General features: G+C 35.6%; 16 protein-coding genes. 7 read left to right on the forward strand and 9 right to left on the reverse strand.

Annotation, left to right across the window (positions count from 1 at the left end):
• Positions 1 to 53: 53 nt before the first annotated feature.
• Entirely contained in the window at positions 54 to 1,805 is a 1,752-nt protein-coding gene (locus GSB9_01647) for a hypothetical protein (protein UKM65085.2), read from the reverse strand.
• Between the two features lie 148 nt (positions 1,806 to 1,953).
• On the opposite strand from GSB9_01647, the gene GSB9_01648 reads away from it, so the two are divergent.
• The 5 genes from GSB9_01648 (at position 1,954) to GSB9_01652 (ending at position 7,515) form a co-directional block, all read left to right on the forward strand.
• Positions 1,954 to 2,469, forward strand: a complete 516-nt coding sequence (locus GSB9_01648; protein ID UKM65086.1) for an RNA polymerase sigma factor — start codon at positions 1,954 to 1,956, stop codon at positions 2,467 to 2,469.
• A gap of 134 nt (positions 2,470 to 2,603) precedes the next feature.
• A complete protein-coding gene (locus GSB9_01649) occupies positions 2,604 to 3,500 on the forward strand; it encodes a FecR family protein (GenBank protein ID UKM65087.1) in 897 nt (298 codons plus the stop codon).
• Complete coding sequence (locus GSB9_01650; GenBank protein UKM65088.1) at positions 3,493 to 5,847, forward strand: TonB-dependent receptor plug domain-containing protein; 2,355 nt, start codon at positions 3,493 to 3,495, stop codon at positions 5,845 to 5,847. The genes GSB9_01649 and GSB9_01650 overlap by 8 nt, the downstream gene beginning before the upstream one ends.
• A gap of 123 nt (positions 5,848 to 5,970) precedes the next feature.
• Positions 5,971 to 6,711, forward strand: a complete 741-nt coding sequence (locus tag GSB9_01651; protein UKM65089.1) for a DUF2071 domain-containing protein — start codon at positions 5,971 to 5,973, stop codon at positions 6,709 to 6,711.
• A gap of 15 nt (positions 6,712 to 6,726) precedes the next feature.
• Complete coding sequence (locus GSB9_01652; GenBank protein ID UKM65090.1) at positions 6,727 to 7,515, forward strand: alpha/beta hydrolase; 789 nt, start codon at positions 6,727 to 6,729, stop codon at positions 7,513 to 7,515.
• Positions 7,516 to 7,897: 382 nt separating this feature from the next.
• Here the strand turns inward: GSB9_01652 and argS are convergent, their stop codons facing one another.
• Positions 7,898 to 9,682: an arginine--tRNA ligase gene (argS, locus tag GSB9_01653; protein UKM65091.1), complete on the reverse strand. Its 1,785-nt coding sequence runs from the start codon at positions 9,680 to 9,682 to the stop codon at positions 7,898 to 7,900.
• 506 nt (positions 9,683 to 10,188) lie between these two features.
• On the opposite strand from argS, the gene GSB9_01655 reads away from it, so the two are divergent.
• Positions 10,189 to 12,258 carry a tetratricopeptide repeat-containing sensor histidine kinase gene (locus tag GSB9_01655; protein ID UKM65093.2) on the forward strand — a complete coding sequence of 690 codons (2,070 nt, stop codon included), beginning with the start codon at positions 10,189 to 10,191 and terminating at the stop codon, positions 12,256 to 12,258.
• 10 nt (positions 12,259 to 12,268) lie between these two features.
• Here the strand turns inward: GSB9_01655 and GSB9_01656 are convergent, their stop codons facing one another.
• On the reverse strand, positions 12,269 to 13,207 hold the full coding sequence (locus GSB9_01656; GenBank protein UKM65094.1) for an arginine deiminase-related protein: 939 nt from the start codon (positions 13,205 to 13,207) through the stop codon (positions 12,269 to 12,271).
• Positions 13,208 to 13,304: 97 nt separating this feature from the next.
• Between GSB9_01656 and GSB9_01657 the strand changes: the two genes are divergently transcribed.
• Positions 13,305 to 14,672, forward strand: a complete 1,368-nt coding sequence (locus tag GSB9_01657) for a carboxypeptidase-like regulatory domain-containing protein (protein ID UKM65095.2) — start codon at positions 13,305 to 13,307, stop codon at positions 14,670 to 14,672.
• On the opposite strand, the gene GSB9_01658 is transcribed toward GSB9_01657, so the two are convergent.
• The 6 genes from GSB9_01658 to GSB9_01663 all read right to left on the reverse strand — a co-directional run bounded on the left by GSB9_01658 (position 14,658) and on the right by GSB9_01663 (position 21,271).
• The gene (locus tag GSB9_01658; protein ID UKM65096.1) at positions 14,658 to 15,572 is read right to left on the reverse strand and encodes an arginine deiminase family protein; all 915 of its coding nucleotides are present in this window, start codon (positions 15,570 to 15,572) and stop codon (positions 14,658 to 14,660) included. The two genes, GSB9_01657 and GSB9_01658, sit on opposite strands and share 15 nt — an antisense overlap.
• A gap of 69 nt (positions 15,573 to 15,641) precedes the next feature.
• The gene (locus tag GSB9_01659) at positions 15,642 to 16,928 is read right to left on the reverse strand and encodes a citrate synthase (GenBank protein ID UKM65097.1); all 1,287 of its coding nucleotides are present in this window, start codon (positions 16,926 to 16,928) and stop codon (positions 15,642 to 15,644) included.
• Positions 16,929 to 17,099: 171 nt separating this feature from the next.
• Positions 17,100 to 18,392 (reverse strand): phosphopyruvate hydratase, encoded by a 1,293-nt coding sequence (eno, locus tag GSB9_01660; GenBank protein ID UKM65098.1) that lies wholly within the window; start codon positions 18,390 to 18,392, stop codon positions 17,100 to 17,102.
• 135 nt (positions 18,393 to 18,527) lie between these two features.
• Positions 18,528 to 19,655 (reverse strand): glutamine-hydrolyzing carbamoyl-phosphate synthase small subunit, encoded by a 1,128-nt coding sequence (gene carA, locus GSB9_01661; protein ID UKM65099.1) that lies wholly within the window; start codon positions 19,653 to 19,655, stop codon positions 18,528 to 18,530.
• An 86-nt stretch (positions 19,656 to 19,741) separates the two neighbouring features.
• Positions 19,742 to 20,212, reverse strand: a complete 471-nt coding sequence (gene rplQ, locus GSB9_01662) for a 50S ribosomal protein L17 (GenBank protein UKM65100.1) — start codon at positions 20,210 to 20,212, stop codon at positions 19,742 to 19,744.
• Between the two features lie 66 nt (positions 20,213 to 20,278).
• Entirely contained in the window at positions 20,279 to 21,271 is a 993-nt protein-coding gene (locus tag GSB9_01663; protein UKM65101.1) for a DNA-directed RNA polymerase subunit alpha, read from the reverse strand.
• Positions 21,272 to 21,355: the final 84 nt, after the last annotated feature.

A 21,355-nucleotide genomic window follows, 5' to 3' on the forward strand; every position in this document is an offset into this window, starting at 1 on the left:
ATAATTAACCTAACCAACCGAAAATGCAGATTTCCTTTTCACCAAAAACATAATTATGCTTTCTTTTCCAGAACTAAAATGCGTTCTATACCACCGCTGGCGTTTAGATCTTTCACTTCAATCCTGTTTGGTGTAATTTCTTTTATTTTCCATCTATAATTTAATTGTGCAAATGGTTCGTTGCTTCCAAAATATAAGCCCAAGTTTAAGCCTTCTTTTCTGTAAGACAGCCAAGCGCCGCTAAAAACGCCATTATTGGGATCGGTTACCACGATTCTTCCAGAAGCTCTAAAATCTAAAGTGTACATATAGAAAGGCTCTGGGTTGTTTTCGTTTTCAACGTGATAGGCCGCTACTTCCCACAGACCGTTTGTTAACACATCATCCACATACTTTAAATCGTCATCAATATCTGGGCAATGTCTTTCAAGAATCATTTTATTACTTGCATTTTCAAGCTTGATTAAATCTTCTTGCAAGAACGTAATTAACCATTCTAGTTTTAGGTTTGGCCTGCCTTCAAGCATAATTTTAAGTGTAAAACCAATGTTTCTCACACCAATTTCATAGGTCCCTTCAACCAACTCGCCATTTATTCTTAATTTTACAATGTTATTGGCATAAAATTTCAACGGTGTGCCTATGTATTCGTTGTCGTTATCAACCCCATCAACATTTAAGCGGGCAATACGCCACATACATTCTTGTAGAAATTTTTCAATGCGGTCTTTGGTAATATCGATAACCACTTCACAATTTTTCTTCATAATGATTCGATTACCACCTTCTTCGTAAAGCTTAATTTTTCCGTATTCAATATCATAAACAAACCACTCTAACGTAAAATCGGCCAGATTTTCAAACTCCATTTTTAAAAGTGCACCACTATCTGTAACACGAGTACTCCAAGTACCGGTTAAAATATCGCCGCCTCTGGCTCGCATAACAACCACACCTTCTTCTTTAAAGTTTAAGGCGTACTCCTTAAATTCTTCGGTATTATCCTGATTGTTTCGTTGGTATTCGTATACTACCCACGGACACAATTTTAAATACTCATCTAGTTTCTCTTTAGTAAAATCGTCGTCACCGTAATCGTTATCATCATCTTCATCACAAGAATCTTTGGCCTCCTTTATGGTTCGTGCCAATTCTATATTATTATTTACCGTTATTTCGCTTCCGTCAGCCAACACCATAGTTACAGGAAAATTAAGGCTTGCAAATACTTCTGCATTTTTAACACGTTTAATAAAACGGTATAATTGTGTGTCATTTTCAATCGTAATGACATCGATTATTTGAAAATCGGTATCGTAAACCGAAAATGAAATAGGATACTGAAAATCGATGCACTCAATATCGTCATCTTCTTCGTTTTCTCCTTTACAATCTGCCACCAAATCTTCTAAAGCATCTTCGTTTTCGATTACAATTTCTTCATGGTTTGAAAGTACAACCGTAATTGGAAAAATGATATCCAGCTCGTCATCGTCATCATCAAACTCTTTGAAAATAGCTTCAATGATTTTAAAATCTTCTTTAGAATCGATGATAATTTCCAGCCCTTTTACCTTAACAGTAATAGGTAATTCAACAGACAAACAGCTAGCACCGTCAATAATGTTATCAGCAGATCCATCCATGGTAGAAGTTGAGAGCATTAAACTGGTCAACTCTGATTCTGGGGCAAGTGCTTCGGTCTCGTCAGTAGGCGTAATTTCTATGGCTTCCTCCTGACAAGACGTTAGCATCAATAGGGCAAAAAAAGGAATCAATAATAGCGTCTTCATGTTAGTTTTCATAGTTAGTGATTTTGGGTAAAACATAGCTTTTTATTTATAAAACAGGATAACTTTAAAAATTCCTACCCTTGACTCTAAAAAAGTTTTAAAATTTCAAAGTTTCAAAATTTGAAAAGCCTTATTTTAGTGGCACCAACTACCAATAAAAATGGGAAAACAACTGCATAACCATATTTGTGAGGAACATTTATTTTCTTCCATTTTCAAAAAACACTCTAAAAACTTATACAACTTTTTATACTATAAATTTGGCGAATTGCTCAATCCAAAAGACAAAATGCAGGAAGCTTTTATCAAATTATGGGAAAACTGTGCTAAGATCTCGCCTGATAAAGCCAAGAGTTTTTTATTTACCACTGCTAATAATTTAATGCTAAACGAAGCAGCCCACCAGAAAGTGGTTTTAAAATATCAACAGACCAAACCTAAAATAAGCACCAACGAAAGTCCAGAATTTTTAATGCAGCTATCTCAATATAACGACAAACTGCAAAGAGCCTTGGCTAATTTAACCGAAGCCCAGCGTGAAGCTTTTATGATGAACCGCGTTGAGGGCAAAAGGTTTAAGGAAATTGCTGAGATTTTGGATATTTCAACAAAAGCCGTTGAAAAGCGTATTTACGGTGCGTTGGAAAAATTACGCAAAGACATCAAGGAGTTATAGTTGTTGGTTGTTGGTTGTTGGTTGTTGGTTGTTGGAAACTATTATTTTATTCTGAAAATATTTTTTTTTCAAAAAATAATGCTCCAGGGTAGGAAAAAATAAAACTCAATTGTTATATAATTGAATATACGACGATGAACCGAGAAGTACTCATATCAAAATGGCTGGATTACAACCTCAATCCGCAGGAACTTGAAGCTTTTAAACAGCTTGAAGACTATGGCGATTTGGTTAAGTTAAACAGCAATTTACAAGCCTTTAAAGCCGAGGATTACGATACGTCCAAAGAACTGGAAACCGTTTTATCTACTATTAAAAGTAAAAAACAGTCCAATACGCATTGGTTAAAACCTGTTTTACGTATTGCTGCTGTATTAGCCATTTGCTTTGGCATGTATTATTATATAACCACTTTAGATACAAGAATATCTACAGAATACGCACAAAAAACAACCATAAAACTGCCCGATGCCTCGAGTGTATCGCTAAATGCCAAATCGTACTTGGTATTTAACAAAAAAGACTGGAAAAATGAGCGTGAAGTAGCGCTTGAAGGCGAAGCCTTTTTTAAAGTAGCCAAAGGATCTTCGTTTAAAGTAAAAACATCGGCAGGTACCGTTACCGTTTACGGTACGCAGTTTAATGTAAAACAGCGGAACCATTATTTTGAAGTTATTTGCTACGAAGGGCTTGTTGGGGTAACCCACAATTCTCAAGAAACGAAATTAAAACCTGGTGACAGTTTTTTAATTATCGATGGGAAAAGTATTGCTAAAGAAAAAGAAAACCGCAGCGAGCCTTCGTGGTTAAACAACACCAGTACCTTTAAAAGTGTACCTTATAAAATGGTAATTGCTGAGTTTGAACGCCAATACCAAGTCAACATTACGCTTTTGGGCATTAACTCCGATCAAGTGTTTACAGGTAGCTTTACCCACAACAATTTGGATATAGCCTTAAAATCAATTACCCTACCTTTACATGTAACCTATAGTAAAACCAACAATACGATTACATTAAAGCGTGAATAGAAACCTTATTATTTCTATTGTTTTTTCCTTGTTTTTTTTGAATGTAGCCTCGCTTTGCGCACAAAACATTCAAAAAGAAAAGCAACCGCTTAGCACAATTTTAAAAACTCTTTCAGAACAATACGGTGTTAGTTTTTCGTATATTGACGACACCATAAAGGACAAAGTAGCTTACAAACCGAACGTTGATTTTTCTTTGGAAACCGCTTTGGAATTCCTTGAGATGGAAACCGAACTTGATTTTGAAATATTGGACAACCAATTCATTGTTATTAAAGCTCCGAAATCCACTGAAGCTGAATTTTTACCCCAAAAGTTAAAAGAAGTTTTTGTTACCAATTATTTAACCACGGGAATCAACAAACTAAACGATGGTTCACTATCTATAAAACCCAAAATTTTTGGTATCTTACCTGGGCTGATTGAACCCGATGTATTGCAAACTATACAAGCCATTCCGGGCGTTTTGAGTGCCGACGAAACGGTCTCCAACATAAACATTCGCGGTGGCACACACGACCAAAACCTGTTTCTTTGGGACGGTATAAAAATGTATCAATCGGGGCACTTTTTCGGGCTCATTTCTGCATTTAACCCATACACCACAAAGAAAGTTTCCATCTTTAAAAATGGCTCGCAAGCCAAATACGGTGACGGTGTTTCGAGTATTATCGATATGCAATTGCCCAATGAAATCAATAATGAATTTAAAGCTGGAATGGGCTTCAATTTTATTAACGTCGATGGTTTTGCTAAAATTCCGTTATCGCACAATACCGAATTGCAATTTTCCGCAAGACGTTCTGTAACAGACCTCATAAGCACAGTTACTTACGAGCAATACTTTAAACGTATCTTTCAAGATTCTGATTTTAATGATGCCAAACAAAACGATAATTTCATCTCCCAGAACGAAAACTTCTATTTTTATGACATCAAGGCCAAATTTCTATACAACGTCACTCCTAAAGACAAAATCCGTTTTCATTTTTTAAATGTCAACAACCACTTTAACTATGATGAACAATCAGTTATTAATGATGAAAGCGAAGCACTTAATAGTAATTTAATTCAGAATAACTTAGCTTTTGGTGTAACATATACCAGAGATTGGAACAACAAACTAGCCACCACCACACAGGTTTACGTAACTAATTATGATTTGGATGCTACAAATTTCGACATTCTAAACAATCAGCGGCTCATCCAAGAAAACGAGGTGTTCGACGGTGCCGTAAAACTGGACCTCAACTATACGCCCAATCTCAATTTTAAGATTAACGGTGGTTACCAATTTACCGAAGTGGGCATTAGTAATTTAGAAGATGTTAACAACCCTGTTTTTAGAAGTTACATTAAAGACGTTCTGCGAACACATTCAGCCTACGCTGAGACACAATATTTATCAAATGATGCTAAAACCCGCTTAAATTTGGGCGCGCGTTTAAATTATTTTGGGAAATTCGATTTAGTTTTGGCCGAACCCCGATTGAGTTTCAGCCAGCGGTTTTTAAATCATTTTAGGCTAGAGGTTTTGGGCGAGTTTAAAAGCCAGACCACTTCGCAGATTATCGATTTACAGAACGATTTTCTGGGCATTGAAAAACGCCGTTGGGCACTCTCTAACAACAATACCGAAGTTATTGTAAATGGCAATCAAACCATAAACCCCATCCCAATTTTGCGCAGCAAACAAATATCTGCTGGCATTCATTTTAATAAAGACAGATTTCTCGTAAGTGCCGAAACCTATTTTAAAAAAGTAAACGGTATTACCACCCGTAGCCAAGGCTTTCAAAACCAATACCAATATGTAAATGCCATAGGCAGCTATGATATTAAAGGCATTGACCTACTACTTAACAAGCAATTTAATAAGGTAGTAAGTAGTTGGGTGTCGTATTCATACAGCGCCAACAACTACCAGTTTGATGATTTAAACAACGGCACCCCTTTCCCAAACAATGTCGACATTAACCATGCTGTTAGCGTTGCGGGTACTTATACCAATAACAACATTAAATTGGCTTTAGGGGTTAATTGGCATTCTGGAAAACCCAAAACTGAACCGCATATTAACGACAGCCCCAATGAAGACAACATTACCTACGCTTCGCCCAATAGCAGTCGTTTAGATGATTATTTACGCACCGATTGCTCGGCTACCTACACCTTTGATATTTCTGATGCCACTCGGGCTACTATTGGCACCTCGATTTGGAATATCCTCAACAAAAGGAACATCCTCAACACATACTACACTTTAGACAGCGACAACAACATCAATAAAGTAGAAAACGAATCGTTGGGCATTACACCCAATGTAAGCTTTAGGGTTTATTTTTAAAAGCAGCTCTTCAATTGTACGAAAAATTTTTAGTTTGATTTTGTAGTTGTTATATTTACAAGTGCAGATTTTATGACGATAAACACAATGGTGTTTATTTATACGTTGTAGCCAATTTGAGAAATGACAATTCGGGAAATATTAAATACGACTAAACACAGACCTTGGGAAATTCCGACTGACGGCTGGAAGTTTTATCAAGAGTGGAATGATGTAATATTTCTTCATTATCAAGTTGACTTGACCGAATTAAAAAAGTTCGTACCAAATGAATTAGAGATTGACCTTTTTGAGGAAAAACCTTGGGTTTCTGTTGTCGCCTTTACAATGAAAAAGGTTAGACCGAAAAATTTACCTGCCTATCCACCAATATCGGATTTTAACGAGATAAATATTCGAACTTATGTTAAATCAAACAACAAAACTGGGGTTTACTTTTTGAGCATTGAAGGTGGAAAAAGTTTATCATGCAAATTCGCAAAAGGAATTTCAGAACTTCCGTATAGATATTCAAAAATTAAAAGAACAGACGAAAATTACCAATCGCAAAATTTAGTATTCAATGACAAACTCAACATAGAGTTTAAAATTGGAATAGAATTGACCGATAAAACGGAATTGGATAAGTGGTTAACCGAAAGGCATGCTCTTTTCCAAGATACTAATGAGTCGATTAATGAATTTGAAATACATCATTTAGAATGGCCAATTAATGAAGTTGACTTGCAAAAGTTGGAATTAAATTATCAGAGATTTAAAAAATTAATAAACGAAAAACCAAGTATAATTCATTACTCGAAAGGAGTAAAAGTAGTAGCTTGGGGTAAAATAAAAAACTGGCTACAACAGCGTATAACCACATAAATTAAAAATAGTAACATGACTAAAGCAAATTTATTAATCTATTCATTGCTGTGCCTATGCCTGTCTAATTTCAATTCCGGCCAAGCCCAAAATGATACGATACAAGACAATTCAGTTTTATGGAGTAAAGTAGAGGCTTTTACGCCTACGATAGTAAAACTTCCAGATAATTACGATTCAACTAAAAAACACACTCTAGTTATTGGACTTCACGGATTTGGAGGCACAGCAGAAAGTTTTCAAAGTTTAGGCAAACCCTTTACTGATGCCGGTTTTATCTATGCCACACCGGAGGCACTCTACAGTTACTTAAGGAGGGACGGAACCATTGGCTACGAATGGTTCTTATATGATATTTCCACCTATATTATGCTTGAAAGACCTGCTTCTAAAATGGAAAAGGCTGCCATGCGCGTGACCTCAGAAAACCAAATGGGACAGGTTATAAAGGACTTAAAAGAACAATATAACATAGAAGAAATATATCTCGCAGGAATGTCGCAAGGAGGCATTATTACCTACCTAACGGGTATTCATCATCACGATAAAATCGATGGTATGATTATTTTTGGATCTGTTGTAGACAAAGATTGGCTGGGATCAGACAATATTAGAGATGCTAATGGTGTGAGAACCCTTATTATTCAAGGAAAAAAGGACAAAGCTGTACCCCCTGAACTCGCTGAAGCAGCTCGCGACCTTCTAAGCAATAATGGATACAATGTAACCTATAAAACTTTTGATGGAGGCCATGTTGTCCCCAGGCACCTTTTAGGCTTTGTTGTTGATTGGATTAACAAATAATACCCCCAAAAAAATAAGTTTGCCAACAATACACCACTATAGCGCATTTAAATTCTATTAACACTATTAGGATTGTAAATATCCTTTTTTTATACTCTAATAGATTGAAAAAAAATTAAGATGAAGATGGCACTGAAGACATAATATTGGAATTTTTCATGCAGCTATGCTTATCCCGTTTATGCTATTCTATATTCTTGGTGTCAAGTTCAGAAAAAATCCAACTTCATGTGCGATATAAGCTTTATAAAACTATTTTTATATACATAACTTCATTTTTATTTATAGGAATAACCCGTGTATTTATATAATGAATAAAAACAACATTTTACAAGCGGTACTAAAACGAACACTTATACTAGCCATTAAACTATTTCACCACTTACATTCGCTCGGGTACCTGAATACCTAAAAGCCCAAACGCATTTTTAATAGTATTTGCTACCGTTTTGGATAACTGTACTCTGAATATTTTTTCAATCTCTGAATCAGCTCCTAAAATGGAGACATTTTGATAAAATGAATTGAACTCCTTTACCAAATCGTAAGTGTAATTAGCAATTAAGGCCGGACTGTGGTTTTCGGCAGCGTTTTGCACCACTTCTGGGAATAATTGTACTTGTTTGATAAGCTCGCGTTCTTTGTCGTGTAGCGACACTTTAATAGCGTTTAGTGTAGCCGTTGAATCGACATTAGCTTTTCGTAAAATAGACTGAATTCGGGCGTAGGTGTATTGAATAAATGGCCCTGTATTCCCTTGAAAATCGATAGATTCTTTAGGGTCGAATAAAATGCGTTTCTTCGGATCTACTTTTAAAATGTAATACTTCAGCGCACCCAAACCTATAATTTTGTACAACTCTTGCTTTTCTTCTTCAGAATAGCCATCGAGTTTGCCCAGTTCCTCTGAAATCTCTTCAGCGGTTTTGGCCATATCGTCAATCAGGTCATCGGCATCAACTACCGTACCTTCACGGCTTTTCATTTTACCACTGGGCAAATCTACCATACCATAACTTAAATGATAAAGGTTTTTGGCCCAATCGAAACCTAACTTTTTTAAGATTAAAAACAGTACCTGAAAGTGGTAGTCTTGTTCATTACCGACGGTATAAACCATACCGCCCACATCCGGAAAATCTTTAATTCGCTGTATGGCCGTACCAATATCTTGGGTCATATAAACCGCAGTACCATCGGCACGTTGTACTATTTTTTTATCGAGACCTTCTTCAGTTAAATCGCACCACACCGAACCATCTTCCTCCTTATGAAAGACGCCAGATTTTAAACCTTCTGCCACAAATTCCTTTCCTAACAAATAGGTATTACTTTCGTAATATAAGGTATCGAAATCAACGCCCAGGTTTTTATAGGTTTCATCAAAACCATCGTATACCCAACCGTTCATTTTTTCCCAAAGGGCTACGGTAGCTTTGTCGCCTGCTTCCCATTTACGGAGCATATTTTGGGCTTCTATTAATAGAGGCGCATTCTTTTTGGCGTCTTCTTCCGAGCTTCCGTTAGCAATCAGTTCCTGAATTTCGTTTTTATATTCTTGATCAAACTTTACGTAATAATTACCAACCAATTTATCGCCTTTCAAGCCAGTACTTTCTGGTGTTTCTCCATTACCAAATTTCTCCCAAGCCAGCATACTTTTACAAATATGAATACCGCGGTCGTTTATAATTTGGGTTTTATATACTTTTTTTCCTGAAGCCTTTAAAATTTCGGCAACGCTATATCCCAGCAAGTTATTACGAATGTGCCCCAAATGCAAGGGCTTGTTGGTATTTGGCGATGAATACTCCACCATAATAGCTTTTTCTTCAGTACTGGGCTCTACCAATCCGTAAGAGGCATTCGCCTTTATACTATTGAAAAAATCGATGTAATACGAGTCTGCTATTTCAATATTTAAAAACCCTTTTACAACATTAAACCCTTTTACGTTCTCAGAATGTTCAACTAAATAGTTACCAATGGTTTCCCCGATTTGAACAGGGTTGCCTTTCACAAAACGTAACATAGGAAAAACTACTACTGTAATATCACCAGCAAATTCCTTTCTGGTGGCTTGAAATTCTACAGTTTCCAATTCTACATCAAAATTGGATTTTACGGCTTGTTTTACTTTGTTGGTAAGGGTTTGTTGCAAACTCATTTTGTGCATTTATTAGGTGTGCAAAGATAGACTTTTTAGATAAAGATTTAAACCCTTTTAAAAAGAGATAACCCATTAGACTTTTTACTTGTCAAGTAACTTTTTTTAAAAAACCAACAATGCATATTAAATTAAAAGCCGCTCTTTCTAAAAATTTATAAAAAGCACATTTTCAAAACCTTATAAAAACAATAAATACACCAAAAGAGAAAGTAGGCTTTTTATCGATTTTTATACCTTTATTCTATGTTTTTTGCCGTTTGTCTATTCGTCGATTTTTATGCTTTTTTACCAATGGTCTTTCATCTAATTTATTGGTATTAAAACGCAGAAATTAGAATATTATATCTCTTTTTTCAACTTTTGTGTAGTAATGCTATTATTCCATTTTAGTTGGATTGAAATTAATTAATAAACAATTACAGCTTAGTAAAGCTTTCTTATTTTCCCTCAAATATAAGACACCTTTAAGCGTGGCTTTATTTCTGTTGTGATTTAACCATTATATGAGGAGAATAATTACTTTATTTATGTTATTGTTTATATCTGTTAGCTTTTCGCAGGCTAATGACAATGATATAGATAGCTTGACTATAAAACTCGCTTTTCAAGAGCAAGACTCCTTAAAGGTTGATACCTCCTTAAAACTTATTAAGTCGCTTTACGACATCAATGATTTTGACCGTGCGTTAAAATACATTATTGAAAGTGAAAAGCTTTCGCACGCACTCAACTATACTGAAGCTATTGCAGAAATCACCTACTACAAGTCATTAATCTATGCTCACAAAGGCGATTATATAAATGCGGTTAGCGGCTATAATAAATCCAAAAGCCTTTTTAACCAATTAAAAGACACACTAGGGGTTGCCAAAGTGAACAATAGTATCGGCCTTATTGAAATAAAACGAGGCAACTACGCTAAGGGATTACAGTTTTCACTTTCTGCAATAAATGAACTGGAAAGACGCAACCTAACTAAAGATCTTAACCTCGCCTACAGCAACTTAGCTAAAGCCTATTACAATATCAATGCTTACGACAATGCCATTGAGTTTTACTTAAAAGCTCTTGAAAAACAAAAAATATTGAATGATGTTAAGGGCATCAATGAATCTCATTTAAAGTTAGCTGAACTTTTCTCCAACAGAAAAGAGCATCGTAAGGCTATAGACTATTACCAAAAAGTTTTACAAAGCAGTTCGTTAAACGATTCGCTCCGTAGTGTTATATTGCCAAAATTAGGTGGCGAATACCTAAAATTTAACGATTATGGCAACGCCACAACCTATCTTGTACAAAGCTATAACCTCAACCACAGCAATAACACCAAATTGGGAATGCTTTTAACATTGAACAATTTGGGCGATTTGAACATTAGACAAAACCGATTTAAAACGGCCGAAAAACAATTACAGGAAGCTGGAGAATTAGCCAAAGCCCTTGATAATAAAATTGAATTACTAAAACATTACAAACTACTTAAAACACTCGATTCAACAAGAGGGCAATTCAATAAGGCTTTTGTTTGGCAACGTGAATATTACGAACTTAACAAAGCGCTAAAAAAGAATGAAGCTGTAGTGGACCAAAGCCCCGCCAAGCATGAAGGTTTTAATTTTAATTCAGAAACCACCCCTTCCCAAAAAATCACCGAAACAGACAAAGAAGCTATGGCAGCTCTACCTAAATCTGAAGACCGGTTAGGTAAATTTAAATTGATTTTTTACGGGCTATTAGCGGCTCTTGCCATTGTTTCAACTTTTTTGGTTCTTATTTACTTAAAGCGAAACAGCAACATAAAATATATGCAGGAGCTTGAGGAGAAGAATATTAAAATAGAACTACAGAACGAAGCCTTTTTAGAACAAACCAAGCACCTTGAGAATGTAAATAATGTGAAAGACAAATTGTTCTCTATTGTATCACACGATTTAAAAGACTCGCTCTCGTCCATAAACGGTTTCATAGACTTACTTAGAGATGGCTCGCTTTCTCGAGAGGAATTCGATAATCTAATTCCAGAGCTAAGTGAAAATGCCAATAATGCTTCACTTTTATTATTCAACTTGTTAAATTGGTCTAAATCGCAAATGCAATCTTTAGCACCTAAACCCACTCTTTTTGATGTACAGGAAGTTTTTGAAGAAAAAGTAAAACTTATTGAGCCTAGAATGGAAAACAAAGGCATAACCTTGGTTGACCATTCGTTACGTGATTTTGCCTATGCAGACCGAAGCATGGTCGAAATCGTTATCCAAAACCTATTAGCCAATGCCTTAAAGTTTTGTAACCGTGGTGACTCGATTACCATTTCCAACCACATTAGCAATGGTAGTTGTATCATCAGTATTGCCGATACAGGTGTTGGTATTTCGAAGCAAAACCTAGAAAAATTATTTAAAAACAGTTCGTTTACAACTAGGGGCACCGATAATGAAAAAGGCACTGGTTTAGGACTGTCTATTTGCAAAGAATTGGTAGAACTCAACAATGGTAAAATTTGGGTAGAAAGCACCCAAGGTGTTGGTAGTACATTCTACGTGCAGCTACCAAAATCAAAACCCTCGGATTAGCCAACAAGCGCTAAGCTTTAGCTTTAGGTAAAAATATTTCGGCCATCATACAGCGAGCACTGCCTCCCCCACAAGTTTCTATTATTTCTAAAGAACTATATATTATTTTACAATGCTCATTTATAGTATCCATTTGTGCTGTATTTAACGCTTGATATGCTGCTTGGCTCATAACCAAATAACGCTCATCATTTTTACCTCTAAGCTGTAACATATTTCCAGCGAAATGTTTTAACTGTTCTTCAGTAATATCGATAACCTCTTTACCATTGTCTTTTAAATGTTTTACGACATTTTTGCGTTCGTTCTTATCATCGATACTGCCCAAACAAATTACGGCAAACGTCTCGGCTATGCACATCATAACATTAGTATGGTAAATAGGTTTGCGCTTTCCGTTAACAGTTTGGTTTGCTCTAAAAATGACTGGAGTGTATTCAAAATCTTCGCAAAACTCTATAAACAAATCTTCATCGGCCCTTGGCGACAAGGCGCAGTAGGCTTTTTGATTTGTACGGTCTAAAACAATACTGCCCGTTCCTTCAAGAAAAACACCATCATCTTCTGCGCTGGTATAATCGATAATATTTTCAATTATAAAACCTTCTACTTCAAGTATTTCCAAGACATCCTCTCGCCGCTCCAGACGCCTGTTTTCGGCAAACATGGGGTAGACACCAACATCGCCATTTTCATGGAATGACACCCAATTATTAGGAAAAACGGCATCAGGCGTATCGGTTTCCTCATTATCTTCTACCACAATAACACGAACTCCAACTGCGCGTAATTTTTCAACAAAAGCATCAAATTCTTGCTGTGCCTTAGCTGTAGCGTCATTAGGCAACAAGTTTGTTGACTCTTGATAGTAATTGTTTACGGTAGTTTGCTCGTTCATCCTAAAATTAACTGGACGGACCATTAAAACAGTATTTGTAATTTGTTGCATATAAACTTAACTTCAAATATCAAAAGTATGATTATTTAACTTTATTCTTTATCATTGGGTATAATTTTTGAAAATAGTAAAGTTTCAAGGACGAACAATGAAATTAACCTTAATTTTATTTTTAATTACTTTTTCTGCTATCTCTCAAAACATAGCTGGGAAAGTTTTGGACCATCAAACAAACTTACCAATCGAAGGTGTTTCAATACATGTGAAAAACATAAAAAAAGGCACTGTAAGTGACCAAAATGGCTTTTTCCAATTAAAGTTTAATATAAAAGCAAATGATTCTATATTATTCTCTCATGTCAATTATATCCCCAAAACCATTACCCTGTCTAATTTAAGGAAAAAAGGATTCGATATACTTTTAATTAAAAAAACGGAAAACCTTAATCCTGTTATTATTAACCCCCAAAAAAAACTCAACAAGCATGTACCTGTAAAAAGGTTGGCTTCCATGAAAAAACCTGTTTACGCTTTTGGTTCTTCTTTAATTAAGGATTCTATTTATGTTATTGCGGGCAATGGTTCATATCTAGAAGACACGGAAAAAAAGGCATTTCTTGAAGTTGCTAAATTTCCCAATTCAAGTTTTAAGGACCTCTTAAAAAGGCTATCTATAAACCCTACTTGGGTAGGATACAGGAACCAATTACAGGTTTATAGTATTAATGAAAACAAATGGTATATTTCAGATATTAGATTTAGAGAACGTGCTTATCACAACATTAATTTATCTCAAAAGAACATCTATGTTTTAGGAGGCAAACGTTTGTCTAACAATAATAAAAAAGAGTATTTAGACCATACCATTGAAATTTTAAATTTGGAAAAAGACTCGGTTATTCTAGACGAAACCAACCCACACCAAGCTATAAATTTTGCTTCCTTTAATTACAAGAATAACCTGATCATGATGGGCGGTTCTATCAAACAGGACAAGAAAGGCCAAAAAACTTTCACTGATAAAGCCCATATGCTTAATACTGAGACAGGATATTGGTATCAATTGAACAATATGCTTGAATGTAAGGAAGCCAAAGGCATTCTTATTGATAATTTTATCTATTTAATTGGAGGAAACAATGGAAAACCATTAAAAACAGTTGAACGATACAACATCCTAACAGGAGTGTGGGAAATAATTGGAGAGATATTTGAGCCTTGTAGCAGACCTGGTTTGGCATATCACAACAATAGTATTTACATATTCACTAAAGGAAAAATTTTAACATTCAATATTGTTTCAGGTGTTTTAAACGAATACAACATTAGACTAAATATTCAAGAACCTCACATGTATTTCTGTGATGATAAATTACTGATTTTGGGTGGTTTTATTGAAAATGAATACTCTAAAACAGGCTCTAACAATTTATACCAAGTGGCTATTAATGAGTTTAAAAACACAGAAATCACACAGTCTAAACAACTTAAAGAGTTTAATTTAATCTCTAATTAACGGAAGTGTGGTGCACCTTAAAAGCCCCTCCTGTTTACCTATTTCTGCATACGGAACTTCTTCAACAGTAAAACCGTTTTGGCGCAACCAATTATTTAATCTAATAAAGTTTTTCTCTGAAATCACCACCTCTTCCGATATAGAAAAAACATTACTATACATTTGGTACATCTCGTCTTTGGTGATTTCAAAAATATTTTCTCTTCCAAAGAAATTAACTAACCAATTATATTCTTTTTCAGCAAGAAAACCATTTTTATGGATAATAGCCTTACCTTTTCCTAAGGGCTGGAAACAACAATCGAGATGCAGCGCATTTTCTTTAGCATTGGTGTTCGATTTTCTGAGTTCGAAAGACTTTACAGTTTTATTAGGAAAGAGTTCTTGAATAGCAATTACGGCATCCATATTCGTACGTGCGGTAATAAATTTTGCGTAATCTTCACCTGAATAAGTCCCAACAAAAATATAATCGTTCCAAGGGATAACATCACCACCTTCTACATGACATTCCTCTGGAAGCAGGATTCTTTTTGAGCGATCTATTTCATCCCAAACATACCTAATAGCCTCCACTTCCTGTTCTCTGTTGGGTAAAATGTTAGAACGGATAATTTTATCTTCGATAACAAAGGCAATATCGCGTGTGAAAATCTGATTGCAATCCTTAATAACTTCTGGCCTAAAAACCTTTACATTGTATTTTTTAAAAACTTTAGCAACGGCATCCATTTCTTGTACCATATCTGTTTCTTTGGGATAAGTTCCGGCCAAAACATGCTCAATGCTTTTGGGGTCGTAACAATCTTCTACCTTTGGCACAGGACCATTACTTTCTGCAGTTCCTAAAATAACGGTTCGCAACCGCGAAACTTCGTTTTTAACATTGAGTTTTATCATGTTGTAAATATAAAAAAGCTCCGTAACTAAAATGTTAAGGAGCTTTTTTATTTCAATAACTAGTGTTATTTATCTCTTATCCATTGGCACAAAATCTCTTTTTGTAGCTCCAATATAAATTTGTCTTGGTCTTCCGATAGGTTCTTTGCGCAAACGCATTTCTCTCCATTGTGCTATCCAACCTGGTAGACGACCTAAGGCGAACATTACAGTAAACATATCTGTTGGTATGCCCATAGCTCTGTAAATGATACCTGAATAGAAATCTACATTTGGATATAATTTTCTATCAACAAAGTATTGATCTTCTAAAGCTTCTTTTTCAAGTCCTTTGGCAATACCCAAAATAGGATCTTCAACACCTAAATCGCCCAAAACCTCGTCGGCCGCCTTTTTAATAATCTTGGCACGAGGGTCGAAGTTTTTGTATACTCTGTGACCAAATCCCATTAAACGGAAAGGATCGTTTTTATCTTTAGCTTTGGCCATATACTTTTTAGTGTCTCCACCATCCGCTTTAATCGCTTCAAGCATTTCAAGTACAGCTTGGTTTGCCCCTCCATGAAGTGGCCCCCAAAGTGCTGATATTCCTGCAGCCAACGAAACAAACAAACCTGCATGCGAAGACCCAGTAATTCTCACCGTTGAAGTAGAGCAGTTTTGCTCGTGGTCTGCATGAAGGATTAACAATTTGTCCAGCGCATTTACTAGAATTGGGTTCTGTGTATATTCTTCATGAGGCACTTTAAACATCATTTTCAAAATGTTTTCCACATACCCTAAGTTCTTATTACCATAATCTAGTGGCAATCCACTTTTCTTACGCATAGTCCACGCAACCAAAACAGGGAATTTACCTAAAATACGTACAACAGACTTATACATGTCTTCTTCAGAATTCACATTAACACTTGAAGGGTTAAACGCCGTTAACGCACTGGTTAAAGACGACAATACTCCCATTGGGTGTGCTGCTTTTGGAAAAGCATCCAATATCTTGTGAACATCTTCATCAACTACAGACTCAGCTTTTATATCGCTATGAAATTTTTCGCTTTGCGCTTTTGTTGGCAACTCTCCAAAAATTAAAAGATAGGCTACTTCTAAAAAATCGGCTTTTTCTGCCAACTCTTCAATAGAGTACCCACGGTATCTTAAAATCCCTTTTTCGCCATCCAAAAAAGTAATGGCACTCTCACAAGACCCTGTGTTTTTATAACCTGGATCTAAAGTGATTACGCCACCTGTTGCACTTCTAAGCTTCGTGATATCAATTGCTACTTCATCCTCTGTACCTTTTACTAAAGGTAATTCGTATTTCTTTCCGTCTATTTCTATACTAGCTGTGTTTGCCATTCTGTTTTGTAAGTTTTTTTTGTTTAGAAGAATGCTAATTTACGAAATATCCCCTTATTTCTAAAGATAATTTAGAATGATTTAATCTATTAACAGATTATTACAATTGCACTCAAAAAAAAAAGCGATTATTAAAAAATAATCGCTTTTCTTAAAAATTTTTAATAGGCATTATTTCACTTTGAACGCCTTTTCCTGAGGAAAATAAGCAACATCTCCCAATTCTTCTTCAATACGAAGTAGTTGGTTGTATTTTGCCATACGGTCGCTACGTGATGCAGAACCTGTTTTTATTTGTCCGCAATTTAATGCTACCGCCAAATCTGCAATGGTATTATCTTCCGTTTCACCCGATCGGTGAGACATCACTGAAGTATATCCAGCATTTTTAGCCATGTTTACAGCGGCAATCGTTTCGGTTAAAGAACCGATTTGGTTTACTTTGATTAGGATTGAATTAGCAATACCGTTTTCAATACCTCTTGACAAACGCTCTACATTGGTTACAAATAAATCATCACCAACCAATTGTACTTTATCACCTATCTTTTCGGTTAATAATTTCCAACCTTCCCAGTCGTTTTCATCCATACCATCTTCAATAGAGATAATTGGGTATTTTGATGTTAACTCTGCCAAGTACTCAGCTTGTTCGGCTGATGTTCTTACTTTTCCTTTATCACCTTCAAACTCAGTGTAATCGTATTTTCCATCTTTATAGAACTCTGCAGAAGCACAATCGAGTGCAATCATAACGTCATCACCAAAAGAGTAACCTGCTTTTTCAACTGCTATTTTTATAGAATCTAAAGCATCTTCAGTACCGCCTTCTAAATTAGGTGCAAAACCACCTTCATCTCCAACAGCCGTACTCAAGCCTCTATCATGCAATACCTTTTTCAGGTTATGGAAAATTTCGGTTCCCATTTGCATAGCGTGTGTAAAATCTTTGGCCTTAACCGGCATAATCATAAACTCTTGGAATGCAATTGGCGCATCACTATGTGAACCACCGTTGATAATGTTCATCATTGGAACTGGAAGTGTATTTGCCGATACCCCACCAACATATCTGTACAAAGGCATATTTAGCTCGTTGGCTGCAGCCTTAGCTACCGCTAACGACACTCCTAATATTGCATTAGCTCCTAATTTTGATTTATTTGGCGTACCATCTAAATCAATCATTACTTTATCAATTAGGTTTTGTTCGAATACAGAGATTCCTATTAACTCTTCGGCAATTATGGTATTAACGTTTTCTACTGCTTTTAATACACCTTTACCCATGTAAGTATCTCCACCATCACGCAACTCTACGGCTTCGTGCTCTCCTGTAGAAGCTCCTGACGGCACAGCTGCTCTACCTAAAATATTATTTTCTGTTACTACATCTACTTCTACCGTAGGGTTTCCTCTCGAATCTAGAATTTGTCTAGCATGAACGTTAATTATTATACTCATAATTGGTTTGTTTTATATTCAAATTTGTTACTTCAAATTTACGTTTAAATCTTGTTTAATTTAAGATGTTTTTTAAGAATTTATCACAAAAACGGCTACAACGTTTTAGTAACTACATTCCTTAAAAACAAATGCCTACACCTCACTTGTGCTTAACTTTTGCTTTTTTATATTTTCTATAAATTGATCGAAAAGATAAGATGAATCGTGTGGCCCTGGGCTAGCTTCTGGATGGTATTGAACCGAAAATACATTTTTATTTTTCATAGCCAAACCAGCAACGGTATCATCATTTAAATGTACATGGGTTACCTCTAGTTCTGGGTTGTTTTCAACTGATTCTCTATTTACTGCAAACCCGTGGTTTTGAGATGTAATTTCTCCTTTACCAGTTTTTAAGTTTTTAACCGGATGGTTTATTCCTCGGTGACCATTGTACATTTTATACGTTGTTGCTCCATTGGCCAATGCTATAACTTGGTGACCTAAACAAATACCAAATAATGGTAAGTCACGTTTAATAATCTCTTTGGCCACGGCTTGGGCTTCTTCTAAAGGCTCAGGATCCCCAGGTCCATTAGACAAAAAGTATCCATCTGGATTGAATGCCTGTAAATCTTCGAATTTTGCATTATAAGGAAACACTTTTATATATGCATCTCTATTGGCTATATTTCGTAGAATGTTCTTTTTAATGCCAATATCCAGAGCTGCGACTCTGTAAGTTGCATTTTCATCACCAAAACAATACGGTTCTTTTGTTGATACTTTTGAAGCCAACTCCAAACCTTCCATGTTAGGCACTTCGTCCAATTGCTTTTTAAGGCCGTCGATATTATCAACATCTGTTGAAATAACAGCATTCATAGCTCCGTGCTCCCTAATGTAACTTACTAAGGCTCTGGTATCGACATCTGAAATGGCCAATAGGTTGTTCTTTTCAAGGAAATTACCCAATGAATCATCGGCTGCATCTCTAGAGTAGTCGTAACTAAAATTTTTAACTATGAGCCCAGCGATTTTAATAGAATCAGATTCCACCTCATCTGCATTGGTTCCGTAGTTACCAATATGTGCGTTGGTGGCTACCATAAGTTGTCCGTAGTACGACGGATCCGTAAAAATTTCTTGGTATCCGGTCATCCCTGTATTAAAGCACACCTCACCAAATGATGTACCTTGTTTGTTACCAACAGCTTTACCGTAAAAAATTGTACCATCTGCTAGTAGAACGATGGCTTTTTGTCTTTTTTGATATTTCATAAATTCGAAAAGTTTTACAAAATTGCACAAAAAAAAGGATAAACTAAAATAGTTTATCCTTTTATATTTAAAATGTCTGTTAACATTTATTCTTCTTCGTTTGAAGCTTTAGTTTCAACTGGAGCAGCTGCTGGTTTAGAACCACCTCTTCTACTTCTTCTAGTCGACTTTTTCTTAGGCTTATCGGCGTTATAAATTTCGTTGTAATCTACAAGCTCGATCATAGCCATATCGGCGTTATCTCCTAAACGATTTCCTAGTTTTATAATTCTAGTGTAACCACCTGGTCTATCTGCTATTTTTGTAGCCACCTCTCTAAACAACTCGGTTACTGCTTCTTTTTGTCTAAGTTTAGACATTACAATACGTCTGTTATGCGTCGTATCTTCCTTAGACTTTGTAATTACTGGCTCAACAAACTGCTTTAAAGCTTTCGCCTTAGCTACCGTAGTGTTGATACGCTTGTGTTCGATTAATGAACAAGCCATATTAGCCAACATTGATCTTCTGTGAGCAGTTTTTCTGCCTAAGTGGTTGAATTTTTTTCCGTGTCTCATGACATTTGTTTTAAACCTCTATCTTGCTTCTACTTTTTTAAGGAGCAAACTATAAAGGAGTTAGAATTAATCTTTATCTAATTTATATTTACTTAAATCCATTCCGAAATTAAGACCTTTAACGTTTACAAGCTCTTCAAGCTCTGTTAAAGATTTTTTACCAAAGTTTCTGAATTTCATTAAATCATTTTTGTTGAATGATACCAAGTCTCCTAAAGTATCAACTTCGGCAGCTTTTAAACAGTTAAGCGCACGAACAGAAAGATCCATATCGATAAGCTTTGTTTTAAGCAACTGACGCATGTGAAGTGATTCTTCATCATAAGTCTCTGTTTGTGCAATTTCATCGGCCTCTAAAGTGATACGCTCGTCAGAGAATAACATAAAGTGGTGAATGAGTGTTTTTGCAGCTTCAGTTAAAGCGTCTTGCGGCGTAATTGAACCATCGGTAATGATTTCGAAAACTAACTTTTCGTAATCCGTTTTTTGTTCTACACGATAGTTTTCAATACTGTACTTAACGTTTTTTATAGGCGTATAAATTGAATCGGTAAAAATGGTACCTATTGGCGCAGAAGCTTTTTTATTCTCTTCTGCAGGCACATAACCTCTACCTTTTTCAATAGTGATTTCCATGTTAAGGTTAACCTTAGGATCTAAGTTACAGATTACTAGTTCAGTGTTCAACACTTGGAAACCTGAGATAAATTTTTGGAAATCGCCCGCTGTTATACGTTCTTGTCCAGAAATTGAAATAGAGATTGATTCGTTATCAATATCTTCAATTTGTCTCTTAAAACGAATCTGTTTTAAGTTTAAGATGATTTCTGTTACATCTTCAACCACACCAGCAATTGCTGAAAACTCATGATCAACGCCTTCAATTCTAACTGATGTAATTGCAAACCCTTCTAAAGATGATAACAACACTCTTCTTAGAGCATTACCAACTGTTAATCCATAACCTGGTTCTAGTGGTCTGAATTCGAATTTACCTTCGAAATCAGTAGAATCAATCATGATTACTTTGTCGGGCTTTTGGAAATTAAATACTGCCATTTTTTTCTTCGTTTTAATTGTTACTTAGTTGCGCGGTTTATAAGTTTGAAGAAGTACGAACAAACCCTTTGGCCAAGTACCAAT

This window comes from Flavobacteriaceae bacterium GSB9 (genome assembly GCA_022749295.1).
GTDB lineage: Bacteria > Bacteroidota > Bacteroidia > Flavobacteriales > Flavobacteriaceae > Flavisericum.

Coding starts and splice junctions, on each gene's coding strand:
- GSB9_01647 (UKM65085.2), bottom strand. CDS start 1,805: ATGAAAACTAACATGAAGACGCTATTATTGATTCCTTTTTTTGCCCTA.
- GSB9_01648 (UKM65086.1), top strand. CDS start 1,954: ATGGGAAAACAACTGCATAACCATATTTGTGAGGAACATTTATTTTCT.
- GSB9_01649 (UKM65087.1), top strand. CDS start 2,604: ATGAACCGAGAAGTACTCATATCAAAATGGCTGGATTACAACCTCAAT.
- GSB9_01651 (UKM65089.1), top strand. CDS start 5,971: ATGACAATTCGGGAAATATTAAATACGACTAAACACAGACCTTGGGAA.
- GSB9_01652 (UKM65090.1), top strand. CDS start 6,727: ATGACTAAAGCAAATTTATTAATCTATTCATTGCTGTGCCTATGCCTG.
- argS (UKM65091.1), bottom strand. CDS start 9,682: ATGAGTTTGCAACAAACCCTTACCAACAAAGTAAAACAAGCCGTAAAA.
- GSB9_01655 (UKM65093.2), top strand. CDS start 10,189: ATGAGGAGAATAATTACTTTATTTATGTTATTGTTTATATCTGTTAGC.
- GSB9_01656 (UKM65094.1), bottom strand. CDS start 13,207: ATGCAACAAATTACAAATACTGTTTTAATGGTCCGTCCAGTTAATTTT.
- GSB9_01657 (UKM65095.2), top strand. CDS start 13,305: ATGAAATTAACCTTAATTTTATTTTTAATTACTTTTTCTGCTATCTCT.
- GSB9_01658 (UKM65096.1), bottom strand. CDS start 15,572: ATGATAAAACTCAATGTTAAAAACGAAGTTTCGCGGTTGCGAACCGTT.
- GSB9_01659 (UKM65097.1), bottom strand. CDS start 16,928: ATGGCAAACACAGCTAGTATAGAAATAGACGGAAAGAAATACGAATTA.
- eno (UKM65098.1), bottom strand. CDS start 18,392: ATGAGTATAATAATTAACGTTCATGCTAGACAAATTCTAGATTCGAGA.
- carA (UKM65099.1), bottom strand. CDS start 19,655: ATGAAATATCAAAAAAGACAAAAAGCCATCGTTCTACTAGCAGATGGT.
- rplQ (UKM65100.1), bottom strand. CDS start 20,212: ATGAGACACGGAAAAAAATTCAACCACTTAGGCAGAAAAACTGCTCAC.
- GSB9_01663 (UKM65101.1), bottom strand. CDS start 21,271: ATGGCAGTATTTAATTTCCAAAAGCCCGACAAAGTAATCATGATTGAT.